The organism is Methanosarcina sp., from assembly GCF_049706645.1.
Taxonomy (GTDB): domain Archaea; phylum Halobacteriota; class Methanosarcinia; order Methanosarcinales; family Methanosarcinaceae; genus Methanosarcina.
The window spans coordinates 46,712-61,155 of sequence record NZ_JBNAKP010000050.1 but is presented as its reverse complement, the minus strand read 5'-3'; the positions used below and the strand labels follow the sequence as shown (position 1 = coordinate 61,155).

Here is a 14,444-nt window from a genome sequence, read left to right as displayed (position 1 = left end):
AAAGAACCGAAAACTCTCAGAATTCATTTTTTACTTTATAAATCCGGACTGAGTCCTGGTAAACCAGTTCAAAATAAGTTTCGTCCTCGAACTTATCCGTCCTTATATCGTACATCTGCCTTTCAAGTTGACCGATATAAACATAGCTTACGTTATATTTATCCATGAGCTCAAGAGCTTTTTTTCTACTGCTGGTACTGTAAATGGAATTTACGTCTTCAAGTCTTGTCCTGATTTCATCATGGTCTCTTCCCCAGAACCGCTCATGCCTTGCCCAGCCAATAATCGTTGGGAGCCCGGTATTTGCCGAGACACGCGAGGTATAACGATAACTGCTGTCATCGGCGGAAGCTTCAAGGATTACCGGAGTTCCTTTGATATTTTCCTGCATCCATCTTATGGCGTCGTAATCCCCTCTGTCCAGCCCTTTCATGTATTCCATGCCGTCAAGAGCAGGTTTTGTATTCATATCTTCAATTCTCGTAAAGGTTGCTACTACAGGAAAAACGCTGCACGAGAGAACCAGGAGCACAAGCGAGACCATCCAGACTTTTTTTCCATAAACCGTGTTTGAAGGAAAGCTATTTTCGGGCCGGGTCCTGTAACGGAAATAAAGTTGATAGTATGAATAGGAAGCTGCAATAGCAAGGAAAACCCATAAATGCATGTAAAATTTGAAAACGGTATTCATGCGGGCAAAGCTTCCAGAAATGGGGTCATCAAGGAAGACAACTTCGCAGAAAAGTGCTACAAACGCAGCTGCTGCTATAAGAAGAGATACGAATCCTGTGTTACTTCTCTCCGGAAGATCTTTCAGGAATGAATACAGCGAAAGGACAAATAACGGGAGAAGGACTATGAGCAGAGGGATATCCCATTCTCCGGCAAGAAATGCAGAGATTCCTATCCACAGGATGAAATACTTTATTTTTCGTCTGGATTCTAGGCGGGTCATAAGGAATGAAAAGGTCAAAAACAGGAAAAGGCTGAACAGGATCAGGAATTCCCTGAATGTTGTTCGAAGTTCCGGCGGAACAAAGTCAAATCCACCTGCTGCCTGCGGTTTAAAAGACAGGTAAAAGGGCAAATATGGAAGAAGGCTGAGAATTGAAACCAGAATAATTGTTCCCAAAAAGCCTGTAATGGAGCCAGATAAACTTTTATTGCGGATATAGTGCCCGTAGTAAAATGCAAAAGTAACCGCACACAGCAGGCCGAAATATACCGGGAAATCCCAGGAATTGGAAGGGAATAAAAAGCCAAGGGATATTGAAAAAATAAGAAGGGTCGGCACATTTTCAAAGACCCGTTTGCTGTCTTTTCTGAGATATATGTTCAGGAGGAAAGCAAGTACCAGCAGCTGGAAGGGAATTGCAATCACATGGGAATGCAGGTCCCCGTGTATGAAACTGAAATACGGAAACTCATTTATTGTATAGGGGATAACTCGCGAACTGCTCCAGTAGTATCCCATTGGAATCGGCTCTTTAACAAGATAAAGGGTCAGGAATTCTTTAAATCCCTGCAAGTTTCCGAGCAGGATCACGGATAAGGCAGTAAGCACTCCGAATTTGATTTTTCCATTAGTAAGATTGTATCCGAACCCGAAGAGGAGATTGAAAGAAAGAGCGAAAATGAGTGCAATAGCCAGATTGAAGAGTATTGACGGTTCGACAGAAAGTAATTTTCCCGGAACTCCAACTGAAAGGTATCCTAAATAGTAATAAAATTCGAGGGACTCGCCTGCAAACCAGGGATCTGCCGGAGGAAAAGAAGAAGTTCTCATGACTGCGTTCAAAAAAGCAAAATCCATAAACTTCTCATGCCTGTATATCTCAGGAAGATACATGCGTACAAACAGGAAAAAAAAGAATCCTGCAGCGAACACAAGCTCATTTGATAACAGCACCTTCTTTTCCGGTAAAATTCCGTGTTTTCGATAGAAAATTATCGATATAAGGCCAAGCAAAAGTACTGAAACCAGGATCGTGCTTCGGCTGAAACCCCATATATACGAAAACAGCCAGGCCATATATGTAACAAGCACTATTCCCAGAGTCCTGGCTGCAGAATGTCCTCTGTCAGCAAGCCTGTTTCCAGCTATTCCGGCAAGAGGCAAGGAAATCAAGCCCAGAATTTCGATAAAGGCAAACCAGAAAATTACGTGAAGATACTCTAACACCGTTCTCTTCCCTTTAAAATCGGTTATTTACCGTGCACTTACTAAAGCCCCACTCTCTTGAAGTGCACTTTCTATGCATAAAATCTGTATCGAAGCCCTGATATACTTATTAGCACGAGAGGTTATGAAAGGTAATACCGGTTCCGAGAGCTTATTGAAATCTCTCGAAGACTTTCCGCAGTCGGCATTCCCGTTACCCCAATTTTTATTTACCTGACAGAAGTGTCGATAATATGTATTTTGTAAATAGGTTTATATTTTTATCGTATAAAAAAATTATTTCATTCTCACTCTCATTTTATTTTTCATTGAATTTTAAATTATTATTTCCAGGGCATTAGCTTGTTAACTTAAAATAGATCTTTGTGAATACTGATAAATATGAAAATGCAGATTGGCGGAAAATCTGTGGAAGCGTGCGGTGGCGAGTATCTGGATATTATAAACCCGGCAACAGGTGAGCTTATTGACCGGGTTCCAAGAGGCACGGAGGATGATGCGGCAATTGCCGTTGAAGCTGCATCGTCAGCCTTTAGCGGATGGGCTTCCACATCTCCGCAGCAAAGAGCGGGAATTCTTTACAGGGCTGCGGGAATTGTAAGACAGAGAAAGGATGAACTTGCTGTCCTGCTTACCCGGGAACAGGGAAAACCTCTTGCCGAAGCTAAAAACGAGATAGAAGGTTTTGCAAACGTCCTTGAGTATTATTGCGGGCTTGCAAGCAGTTTCCACGGAGACTTCATTCCGGTCCCTCAAAATGGATATGCTTTTACCGTAAAAAAACCGCTTGGAGTCTGTGCAGCCATAATTCCCTGGAACATGCCTGCTCTTATTATGGCGTGGAAGATAGGCCCTGCCCTGATATCCGGGAACACGCTTGTTCTGAAACCTGCAAGTAATACTCCTCTGACTAACCTCACCCTGGCTTCTATCCTGAGCGAGGCAGGGCTGTCTGCGGGTGTGATCAATATCGTTACAGGCCCCGGGGAGGTTGTGGGAGAGTCCCTGGTTCAGAGCCATAAGGTAAAGAGAATTTCCTTTACCGGAGAAGCCGGGACCGGAAAACGTGTAGCTGAACTTGCAGCCAGCGGCATGAAAAAGGTGACGCTTGAGCTCGGAGGGAGTGACCCCATGCTGATCTGTGATGACGCTAACCTTAAAGACGCAGTTGCCGGGGCCCTTAGAGGAAGATTTTACAATTGTGGTCAGACCTGCACTGCCGTAAAGAGACTGTTTGTTTTTGAATCCGTAGCTGAAGAGTTCATAAAAAAGCTTGAAACAGGTATCCGAAACTTAAGGATTGGAAACGGGCTGCATGAAAACATTGATATGGGACCCCTTAACAACCGCAGGCAGTGGGAATATATAAAAGAGCTTGTCGCAGACGTCGAAGAAAAGGATGAAGGCCGGATAGTTACAGGGGGCAGGGTTCCGGAGGGCAATGTCTGGAGCAGGGGATATTTCTTCGAGCCCACGCTTGTTGAAGATGTACCCGGGGAATCCAGGCTTTTGAAAGAAGAAGTATTCGGCCCTGTGCTGCCTGTAGTCCGGGTAAAAACCCTTGATGAAGCAATTGAAAAAGCAAACAATACCTGTTATGGACTTGGGGCATCTATCTGGACAAAAAACATTGATCGCGCTCGTATAGGGTCTGAAGAGTTGAATGCAGGAATTATCTGGCTAAACCAGCACCTTAAGGTCGCCCCTGAGGTACCTTTCGGGGGTATAGGGGAGAGCGGGATCGGAAGAGAAAACGGGCCTGATGCTCTTTCCGAATATCTTGATCTGAAAACAGTAATGATAAAAACCTGATGTACTGAGTGAAATAAGCTATGAGAAAGTCCTGGTATTTGAGAACAGTGAAATAAAGATTTTTCGATGAGCCAGTTATACAGCTCATCGGCGGTTTTTCAAATTCTTGCTAATAATCACATGTTCTTTTTATACTTTGGCAGAAGCTGCATGAATTCGGAAGCTTCCATAACAGGCACGCTGTCAATTATGCAGATATCCGACCAGGGCAGATTGAAAGCTCCGTAAGCCTCGGCACTTTCGGCTTCGTAAAGGATATAATAGCGGTTTCCGGAAAGGTCAATCCACTGGTTAATGACATCGATTCCGTCTGGAATCTCCAGTTTCTTAAAGTGTTCAAGGATCTTATCGCGGTTCGAAGGGTCCCAGGTACTAACGTCCATGAATAACATCTTTTACCACTCCTCTTATTTCTGCGCTGCCAATACCCCTTCCCGGAAGCCGGGCAGCTTTTTTAGAGCATCCGGGATCTTTTTTTGAGAGCCAAGCCTCAAGGGAAAACACGTCTATTCTCCGGTGCCATTCCCGCAGATGCGGGTTTGACTAGCATGCCCCCAAAATGCCGATAATCGGCAGAAGTCCAGATTTTTTAGGTTTTCACTGTCTTTTCCTTCTTCGTCATTGCTAAAATCCCCATGAATGATAAATCCGGAAGGACAGGTAATCATGCAGAACTTTTTTCTGCATGAGATACAGACAGTATATTATCATCCCTTAGACTATATAATAGTTCGTCCTGAAAGACTATATTAAGTCAGTCACTTCTTCAGGCGTACAAAAATTTTAATGAAAATACAGGATGCAGCTTTCTCAGTCGAGCCAGCAAACCTCACATTTTCCTTCTTTTGTCGTGAAGAAGTTTGCGGATTCAAATCCGGCTTTTACAGAGCCGTTCATGCTTCTTTCCGGATAGTTGGTTGGTGAGAACATCCCTGCCAGGTAGAGTCCGGACGGGCCCGGAGCAAACGGCAAAACTTTTTGAAGATACCCCTGTTCATAGACAGGTGCTGTATCCATTCTGCGGAAAAGTTTCGCCCATCGAACATCGGTCCTTTTAAAATTGGGAAACATCTTTTCCAGCCCTTTAAGGTAAGAATCCAGGACTTCTTCTTCCTTTTTCACCCAGAGGATATCGCTTTCATCCTGGAAATAGGAAGTTACATAGACAAGATGCTCTCCATAGTCCTCAAAAGGCATAAAATTAGTGTGCTCAATTACAGCTCCAAAAGGCACGTCGGCTTTTATATTCAACCAGTAATTCCCATCTCCCATAAGCCCTTTGTCAAGTCCTATCAGGGCACATGCAGTTCCCTGGTAACGGATACTTCGCAGGGTTTCGTGAAGAGTTCCAAGCCTGTCTTTCGTGAGTGTATCCAGTACCCCTGGCTCAACAGTTGAAATTACGGCGTCGCACGGTATAAAGTCCCCATCAGCAACTACTCCCTGCACTGCGTTATCCTTGATTACAATTTCCGTTATCGCTTTATTTTGCAAGATCCTGCCTCCCTGTGCAGTGATTTCTCTTGCCAGGGCCTCTACCAGGGAGTTGAATCCCCCTCTCAGGTACCCCAGTTTCTCTCCTTCTTTTCCCCGATCTGATCTTATTTTCACGCGTCCTATAAGCCAGGCTGCAGAAACATTTTCGGCATTCCCGCCGAATTTGCTTTTCATGAGAGGAGCAAAAAAGTTTTCATATACGGATTTTCCCGCAGTATCAAGAATCCAGTCTTTCGCCTTTATTCTGTCATAGGAAGTCGTATCACCTATTAGCTTAATCCTGAAAACCAGCAGGCCGAGTTTTACCAGATCCATGAAAGAAAGAGGCTTAAACCTGAGAATCTCAGCAGGAGTATTCATAGGATAGTTTTTACCATCCACAAAATAGGCATTTTTCCCCTTAAGCCACAGCATCTGATCTTCAAGTCCCAGTTCCCTTATCAGATCAAGAAGTTCCGAATCGCTCCTGAATATATGATGGTAATATTTCTCTATAAAATATTTTTTTCCGGTACAGTCCTGGCAGTAACTTGCGGCCATTCCCCCGATTTCCGCATCTTTTTCAAAAATAACGATCTCATTCGATTTGCAGAGCTTATATCCGGCTGACAGCCCTGCAAGCCCACTTCCTATTATTATAATCTTCATACCCAATTTTCCCTTACTGTTTTAGCTTTTAATCCGAATCTCAATACCCCTTAAGATTTCAAACTCCTATCTTGATATAAAAAAAGCTAAAGTTTTATATCTCTTTTTCCACAAAGGGTTCGTGTAGCCGATCTCCCTTTAAAAGGCTCTTAACATATCGATATGCTTAACCGGTATATATGCTTTGAACTAACTTATATTGGAGAAGCGGATATATTAATTGAGGGATAGAGGAGTGTATTACGACCAGGAAGTCAATTCCGTTTTTGAAGAGCTTAAGGTCTCAGAAGCAGGTTTGAGTTCTGAGGAAGCAGAAAAGAGACTTAAAGAGTATGGTGAAAATGAACTTAAAGAAAAGGAAAAAGTCTCGGTCCTGCGACTCTTTATCTCACAGTTTAAAAGTGTATTGATTATTATTTTGATAACCGCCTCTATTATTTCAGCCCTGCTTGGGGAACTGATTGATGCAATTGTAATTATTTTTACGGTTTTTCTTGCAGGCATTCTGAGCTTTGTGCAGGAATATCGGGCAGAAAAAGCAATTGAACTTCTAAGATCCCTGACCTCTCCGGAAGCTACTGTTATAAGGGACGGAGCCGAAAAGAAAATCCCCTCAAAAGAGCTCGTCCCAGGAGATCTTATTTTGATCCAGACAGGGGATCGTATTCCTGCCGATGCCAGGATCATTAAAGAATTCAATCTCAAAACTGACGAGTCCTCCCTTACAGGAGAATCTGTCCCTGTTAAGAAAAGCACCAAAGCCCTGCCTTCAGAAACTCCTGAGGCTGACAGGACAAACATAGTCTATACAGGAACTGCAGTTGCTTACGGAAGAGGCTGTGCCGTTGTCACGGCAACCGGGATGGAAACCTCTTTTGGAGAACTGGCGGGGCTTCTCGGAACAATAGAGAGATCCAGAACTCCCCTGCAGGAGAGACTTGATAAATTTGGCCGGTGGATTGGTATTGCAACCCTTATAATTGTGGCTTTTGTCGCAATGCTTGGCGTTCTTTATGGCTTCCCTCTTTTCGATATGTTTCTCTGGGGGGTCGCCCTTGCAGTTGCTGCCATTCCTGAAGCCCTTCCTGCAGTTGTTACAGTAGGACTTGGGCTTGGAGTAAGACGTATGGTCAAGAGACATGCCCTCGTAAGAAAATTACCATCAGTAGAAACTCTTGGAGTCACAAACGTTATCTGTTCGGACAAAACGGGCACACTTACACAGAATAAAATGACGGTTGAGAGGATCTGTGTCAATGAGCAGGTTTTAAAGGTTACGGGAGTTGGATACTCTCCTGAAGGAGAGTTTTTTAAGGGAGATGGGAAAGTCTCTGAAGACGACTCCCATCTTCAGGCTCTCTTACTGGGGGCTGTGCTCTGCAATGATGCTGGTCTTTTTAAAGAAGATGAGAAATGGGAGATTAAAGGAGACCCTACGGAGGCAGCTCTTGTGGTTGCTGCCGCAAAGGCAGGCCTTCATAAAACCGAGCTTGATAAAGAGTATCCGCGGCTTGCGGAAATCCCCTTTTCCTCTGAAAGAAAAAGAATGACTACTTTCAACAAAGTGGAAGCTGACTCCGGCATTTTTCCTTTAAATGGACTCGTTGCCTTCTCAAAAGGCGCCCCTGAAGTAATTCTCGGCTCATGTACTAAAATTTTTCTTGATGGTGAAATAAAAACTTTATCCCCTGAAGTAAAACAGTTGATTTCAGGGAAAGTCAGGGAAATGGCTGACCAGGCTCTGAGGGTTATAGCCCTTTCATTCCGCTCCCTGGCTGAGGATACCTCTCCTGAGAGGATTTCTTCCGGAGAGCGCGCTGCAGAGGAGCTTGAGGGAGATATGATCTTTTCAGGTTTAATGGGCATGAGAGACCCCCCCCGAGAGGAAGTGAAGGTTGCAATCCAGAAATGTGCAGATGCAGGCATTAAAACCGTAATGATAACAGGGGATCATAAAATTACGGCGTCTGCAATTGCAAGAGAACTCGGGATTTTAAAGGAAAACGATCTCACTCTTACAGGATCGGAGCTTGATAGCCTTGAGGATGCCGAGTTCGAAGATAAGGTTGAAAAAGTTTCGGTTTATGCCAGGGTCTACCCTACCCATAAATTGAGGGTAATAGACGCTTTTAAGAAAAAGGGCTATGTTGTGGCAATGACCGGGGACGGGGTGAACGATGCCCCTGCTCTGAAAGCTGCAGATATGGGGATAGCTATGGGGATTACAGGCACGGATGTCAGCAAAGAAGCCTCAAGCATGATTCTCACAGACGATAATTTTGCGTCTATTGTTGCAGCGGTTGAGGAAGGGCGAAATATATTCAAGAATATTAGAAACTTTATCACTTACGGGCTTTCAGCCCATATCGGCGAGGTTCTCATAGTCCTTATCTCGATCCTGGGATGGCGAACCCTGCCTCTCCTTGCAGTTCAGATCCTCTGGATTAACCTGATTACGGATGGACTCCCTCCAATGGCTCTGTCAGTTGAGCCTCCGGACAGCGGCATTATGAGACAGAAGCCAAGAAACGTCGAGGAAGGGCTCATTACCCGCAGGGAAATTGCAGCCGGGTTTGGGATCGGAGGGTTAATTGCTCTTCAGGGTCTTATCATTTTAATCTGGGCTCTTAATAGAGATTTTGCAATTGAAAAACTGCAGACTCTGATTTTTACGCTTGTGGTCTTCTCCGAAATGTTTAATGCCTTCAACTGGCGTTCTGACCGATACTCGATCTTTTCCCTGGGGCTTTTTACAAACAGACCTCTGGTTTATGCAGTCCTGACAACGATAGTCCTGCAACTGGTAGTAATTTATGTTCCTTTTTTCCAGACTGCCTTCAGGACAGTCCCGCTTTCTCTTTCGGAGTGGGGAGTAGTACTGGCTCTTGCTTCTACCACGCTTATCTCCATGGAACTTGTAAAATACTTCTCCGGAAAAAGTCATAAGGAGAAAAATTACGGAAAAACAGATTTTGACTGAGTTTCAGATTTTTTAGTATTGAATTCAAAGTTTTTAATTTATTTTTTACTCTTAAAACCTGTTACTGCCGGCCATTTTTCCGTTGCCTGGCCTGAATGGCCCATTTCATACAGGCCGGTGAAATAAGGATAGATACAACCACCATCAAGACCATTGCCGAAAATATCTCCTGGTTGATGATTTGCAATTCTCTCCCTATAGTGAGTATCACAAGCTCGATTCCTGCCCTTGGCATAACCCCTACGCCAAAGATCAAACTTTCATAAAAATCAAAACCGATAGCTTTTGATCCGATAAAGCCGCCTGCCAATTTTCCCGAAAGCGCTGCAAGGATAACTACGAAAGTAAAACTGCCCGCATTTCTCAGGGCGTACGGATCAATTAAAAACCCTATGAATGCGAAAAAGAGAGGAATCAAAATTCCGTGAGCCAGCCCATTGACTTTGCTCTGGACATCCTGAAGCTTAGCAAGGGGAATTTCCGAAAGCAGTACACCCCCCGCAAACGCTCCTATTGTTGAATGTAATTCGAATAAGTCTGCAAGATAAGCCGAAAAAAGAGCTATCATAACTACCAGGGAAAAAACGGCTTCTTTTGCATGCATTTTCTCGGCGTAAGTAAAAAGCTTCGGAAACAGATATCTTCCAAGGATGTACATTATCAGCAAAAAAAGCAGGATTTTTCCTGCGATCAGAAGAATCGCCTGAACCGTGGGAATACGGTTAAAGCGGGCAAAGGTAACGACAACGGAAAGGAGAAAGAGCGCTATCATGTCGTCAAGAACCGCAGATGAGAGTATTGCTGTTCCAGGTCTGCTGGAAAGGTAATTTAGATCTATAAGCGTTCTGAGCACCACTCCTACGCCTGTAGGGCTGAATGCGACTCCCATGAAGAAGCTTTGAAGAAAGCTGAACTCAAAGATTTTTCCAAGCGCGAAACCCAGGATAAAAGCAAAAGCTATCTGGGAGAGCGTGGGAACAAGTGCGGTTATTGATTCGGATTTGAGATTCTTGAGGCTCACTTCTTTATACCCGGCAGTGAAAAGCAGGAAAATCTATCCCAGTTCGGCAAAAAAAGTTATTATGTTAGTTTCTACATCAAGAAACAACACTCCAAGTGAAACTCCAGCCAGGATTTCTCCCATAACTGAAGGGACGCCGATTCTTTCTGCGGCTTCCCCGAGAATTTTTACGCTGAAAATTAAGAACAGTAGCTGAAGTAGAGCACTCACTACTGTTGCCCCCCTATTTGCTTTTAATATCTTTTTCCCGGATTGTCCTAATATGTTGCTTATGCGTAAAAAACAGATTTTCCACTTTCTACTTTTTGAAAGCTAATTTATTTTAAATGTTAAATCCAACTGAACACGTTTTTAAAATTCCTACTTTTAAATATTATTTATTATAAGGTTTGTATCAATATAGAGAGTAAATATAATCTGCGTTTATTTATTAGTCAATTTTTTTAATTTTTTTTCTTTTACCAAAATATTAACTCAGATTCATAATTTTGTAGCTATAACTGAAACCAGATTGAAATATTTCCCACCCTCAGCTTCCATCATTCCAATATCTCTGCGAGCATAGTCGTTATCGCACGAAAGCCAGTCCTGCCAGGCTTCTTTTAAGCAATTTAATTCTTTGAATTCTTTAATACTTACCAAATCCGAGTTTTTCCATAAATCATACCACCAATCACATGAGTGTAGAGTTAAAGTCATATCATCAAACCAGTATGGTACTAATTCTGCTGGAACTCCATTTGTAAATTCCTGCTTCAAGCCCGGAACTGCAACTGCTATTTGACCTCCTTTTTTTACAAGTGGAGCAAAATACTTTGTCAAATAATCTGCTTCGATCCCAAAATAATGATAGGCATCTACACTTATAGCAAGATCAAAAAACTCATGCGCAAATGGTAAATCATGTGCTTCTGCATGTATTGGTATTATTTTATCTTCCAGCCCCATTGACTTGATCCTTTCATAATTTTCTGTTGCACTAATCCAGAGGTCAGTAGCAAAAACCGTAACCCCATATTCTTTTGCTAAGAATATCGAAGTAAGCCCTTTCCCACAACCGAGGTCAAGCACTCGCATTCCTTTCTCAAGCCTTAATGATTCAGATAATTCCTCAATTATTTTCAATGCATTAGGACCCATCATATTTTCTTTAACAAAAGCAGTATCATACTTATTGGATTTTATAAACGTCATCTTGATCATCTTTCATTCATTGTTCCATAACCATAAAATTTTTGTCTTATTAAGAGCCTATCCGATAAATATTGTGATATATGTATCACATAATAAGCGTATATATAACAGAAACCATTTTATTAACTATTATATTTTAATTAAAAATATAATATGTATCGTATAATAGGCGTATGTATAACCGAAACCCATACCTAGATATGGGCCTATTATAACCATAACTCATGCCATATTGTCTCTTCGGCTAGGCTTTTAGTCTATTCATTAAGATAGCAAGCTTGTCCTTGTCCTCTACCAGTTCCTTAAATTCGGTTATGTGCCTGATAAGAAGGATGTCATTCTCTGCCCCTGCCTTCCAGGGGGCAACACTGTCGATGTTGGAAAGTGCTTTCCCCTCGTGGTCAACAATAAGGAAAAACCGATCTTTGAACACGGAGAAATAACCGAGTATCCGGCTCACATCAGCTTGATACTCATAGGCTGATCTGATCTCTTGAATACCTTTGCAGGTCTTTCCTGCTCGTCTGTGCTCCTCTAAACGCCAGTTGCTCAAGCACAAGGGCAAGGTTTTCAATACTGTCTCTGTCTGCGTTTCAGGTCTGTGCAACGCTGATGCACTCATCATAAAGCTCGTTGTGCTTCTCGCAGTAGTCCCAATTCCAACCTGTAGCAAATGCCTTGAAACTCATTTCGTTTTTTTAATCAATTTTAATGTCTCCGGTTTTTAATTCATTTCTTTCAGGACGATCCGGACTTCAATCGATCCTTTCTTTTGATTTTTCCTTTTTCCTTCGTCTGCAAATCTCTTCTACAAGGTCTCTCTTGGATACTATTCCTGCCAGCCTTCCACCCTTAATAACACAGATACGGTCAAGCCTGTACTTCATCATGAGGTCGGAAGCATCTTTAAGTGTGGCGTCCAGAGAGATCGTTACGGGATGAGAAATCATAATTTCTTTTGCGGTTGCTCCAAGCGATCGGACTGCCGTAAGCAGGGTATGTTTTTCCCTGGGCACCAGGCACAAAAGCAAAATTTCAAGAATGATATCAAGATCAATAATGCCCACAAGCTCATTTTTGCTATTCACTACAGGCAGGGTGTGGAAGGGGTATTTGCCATAGAGTGAAAAAATCTCTTCCACTGGGGTGTTTTCCTGTACCGTTACGACTTGCCTGGTCATTAGTTCATCAATTGTCATCCAGAGACAGGTATCAAACCTCTCGTCTGTCGGTTCGGACGGAGGACCGGATTCAGGTGGGCCCTGATGCTTCTTGCCAGGTTGTTTCCCTTTACTCTCTCGATCTTCTGCCCCTTCTTTTCGATTTCCATGTGAATAATTCCTTCCTGAAAAGCTATTTTCCAGACCGAATGCTCTGTCCATATTAGCCCCCACTTAAAACTACCCCCTTTTACATACATTATCCTCTGGTATTAAAACGTGAATTTCTTTTTCCCTGCTCATCGCTCGTTCTTTTGAAGATTTTTGTCGTAATAAAGGGTTAAATCCTTTCCAGGGCGCAGGGAAAAATTATATGAGGCATACTTTTCTTCCGGGATTTCCCTATACATCTGGTATGCCGCAGGCACGATTATTGCGTTATATTCTTCATTCGCCGGGGGTTTTGTATAATATTCCACTTTTTCATAATCCCTGAAGTACCACGGCAGGGGCCAGTAAAGATTTTCGGGATCTACAACGGATATCCTTAAGGTTTCAGGCCCGTCATCGAATCCTTCGATTTTCTCCATAAGTTGCCTGATATCCTGAGATGACTGTGAATACGTTATCAGTTCCTCAGGTTCCATGCTTCTATAAAAGTTTACGGAGATGCACTGAGCCAGGGATATTATCAGGGTAAATGCCAGAACCCCTGCTACAAGGGTATGGGTACTGGAACGTTTTATTCCGGAAGCGGGTTTTTTTTCTGTTCCGAAACTCATGTTTTCTATTCCTGGCAAATTCTCCTGTTTTCTCTCTGGTGCCCTGGAAAAAAAATCCCCCAGATAAGCTCCTGCTAGAATCCCGAAGGGCAGGAGGATATGTACAACAAGCCAGGGGACTTTTTCCTGGAGATAGGAATAGAGCAGCAAACTCGCAACTGCCCAGTAGGAGAGAAACAGGAAAAAGGAAAAATTTTTGCCTTTCTTTTTCAAGAAATGGAAAATACCTGCAGTTCCAAAGATCAGAATAGGGCTTTCATACACAGAAAGGATAGGGATATAAAAATAAAAAGGGCCTCCTATACGTTCAATTCTGTGCATCGCCATCCAGTGAGAAAAAGCCCTCCCGACAATGGAAAAAAGGGTCTCCTGGGTCCTGAAAAGGCTTGTATAAAATAGCATTACAATGAAAATAAAAAGAATGCCTGAAAGCAGGATTTCGGGAAGAAAAGGCAAAATAGCCGAGATTTTGAGGAAAAGAGCCCTTTTAAGGCTCATTCTTTCTCTTTTCCCGTCACAGTAGAACCTGTACGGAAAATAAATTCCTGCATAGGCTCCGAACATGAGAATGATAAGATAGGCGTTTTCTTTTGAGGACACGGCGAGGGCAAGGGAAGAAGCGGCAAGAATAAGATAAGGATATCTCTTTGGGCTGTGGAGTTTCTCAAGGTAGCGAACCCCCCCTATGACAGTACCCAGGGTACAGAAAACAATGATCAGATCATTCCTGAAGAACCTTGAAAAATAAACCATACTCGGGGAAAAAGAAAGCAGGAACGCCGACCAGAGTACACCCCTCTCTCCAAGTTCCTTCTTAAGCAAAAAGAGTAGAAAGATTGCCGCTACTCCGAAGAAGACAGGGATCAGGCGTGCTGTTGTGTCGCTGATTCCCAAAAAGTGAAAGACAGCAGCAGTAGAATGGAAAAGAAAAGGGCCATGGTAAGCCGGGTCATACCTGTATTGCCCGGTTCCGAGAAGTTTAAGGGTGAAACTGGCGTGTACGCTTTCATCATGATGAAAAACTCGTTCCCCCAGATCAAACAGTCTTATTAACAGGGCAAAAAGGATAATCAGAAGTCCTATTGTTTTATATTTTTTCTCAGAAAGCCCTGGCGAGTTTTCGATATTGTAATCCTGACCTTGCTGCATTATTCCCCAAACCTTCCAG

Annotated in this window: 11 protein-coding genes; 2 read left to right on the top strand and 9 right to left on the bottom strand. The window is 43.0% G+C overall.

Annotation, left to right across the window (positions count from 1 at the left end):
• Window positions 1–16: 16 nt before the first annotated feature.
• A complete protein-coding gene (locus tag ACPK8D_RS15220) occupies window positions 17–2,182 on the bottom strand; it encodes a DUF2298 domain-containing protein (protein ID WP_424718700.1) in 2,166 nt (721 codons plus the stop codon).
• A gap of 381 nt (window positions 2,183–2,563) precedes the next feature.
• Between ACPK8D_RS15220 and ACPK8D_RS15215 the strand changes: the two genes are divergently transcribed.
• On the top strand, window positions 2,564–3,994 hold the full coding sequence (locus tag ACPK8D_RS15215) for an aldehyde dehydrogenase family protein (protein WP_424718699.1): 1,431 nt from the start codon (window positions 2,564–2,566) through the stop codon (window positions 3,992–3,994).
• 116 nt (window positions 3,995–4,110) lie between these two features.
• Here the strand turns inward: ACPK8D_RS15215 and ACPK8D_RS15210 are convergent, their stop codons facing one another.
• Both ACPK8D_RS15210 and ACPK8D_RS15205 read right to left on the bottom strand, forming a co-directional pair.
• On the bottom strand, window positions 4,111–4,386 hold the full coding sequence (locus ACPK8D_RS15210; RefSeq protein WP_424718698.1) for a DUF3303 domain-containing protein: 276 nt from the start codon (window positions 4,384–4,386) through the stop codon (window positions 4,111–4,113).
• 418 nt (window positions 4,387–4,804) lie between these two features.
• On the bottom strand, window positions 4,805–6,139 hold the full coding sequence (locus ACPK8D_RS15205; protein WP_424718697.1) for an NAD(P)/FAD-dependent oxidoreductase: 1,335 nt from the start codon (window positions 6,137–6,139) through the stop codon (window positions 4,805–4,807).
• A 235-nt stretch (window positions 6,140–6,374) separates the two neighbouring features.
• Between ACPK8D_RS15205 and ACPK8D_RS15200 the strand changes: the two genes are divergently transcribed.
• Complete coding sequence (locus tag ACPK8D_RS15200; protein WP_424718729.1) at window positions 6,375–9,119, top strand: calcium-translocating P-type ATPase, SERCA-type; 2,745 nt, start codon at window positions 6,375–6,377, stop codon at window positions 9,117–9,119.
• 61 nt (window positions 9,120–9,180) lie between these two features.
• On the opposite strand, the gene ACPK8D_RS15195 is transcribed toward ACPK8D_RS15200, so the two are convergent.
• The 6 genes from ACPK8D_RS15195 to ACPK8D_RS15170 form a co-directional block, all read right to left on the bottom strand.
• Entirely contained in the window at window positions 9,181–10,167 is a 987-nt protein-coding gene (locus ACPK8D_RS15195) for a cation:proton antiporter (RefSeq protein ID WP_424718728.1), read from the bottom strand.
• A 6-nt stretch (window positions 10,168–10,173) separates the two neighbouring features.
• Window positions 10,174–10,350, bottom strand: coding sequence for a hypothetical protein (locus tag ACPK8D_RS15190; protein WP_424718696.1), 177 nt, complete (start codon window positions 10,348–10,350; stop codon window positions 10,174–10,176).
• 270 nt (window positions 10,351–10,620) lie between these two features.
• On the bottom strand, window positions 10,621–11,343 hold the full coding sequence (locus ACPK8D_RS15185) for an SAM-dependent methyltransferase (protein WP_424718695.1): 723 nt from the start codon (window positions 11,341–11,343) through the stop codon (window positions 10,621–10,623).
• 235 nt (window positions 11,344–11,578) lie between these two features.
• Window positions 11,579–11,887, bottom strand: a complete 309-nt coding sequence (locus ACPK8D_RS15180; RefSeq protein ID WP_424718694.1) for a hypothetical protein — start codon at window positions 11,885–11,887, stop codon at window positions 11,579–11,581.
• Between the two features lie 202 nt (window positions 11,888–12,089).
• On the bottom strand, window positions 12,090–12,716 hold the full coding sequence (locus ACPK8D_RS15175) for an HPP family protein (protein ID WP_424718693.1): 627 nt from the start codon (window positions 12,714–12,716) through the stop codon (window positions 12,090–12,092).
• 77 nt (window positions 12,717–12,793) lie between these two features.
• Complete coding sequence (locus ACPK8D_RS15170; protein ID WP_424718692.1) at window positions 12,794–14,425, bottom strand: flippase activity-associated protein Agl23; 1,632 nt, start codon at window positions 14,423–14,425, stop codon at window positions 12,794–12,796.
• Window positions 14,426–14,444 lie beyond the last annotated feature (19 nt).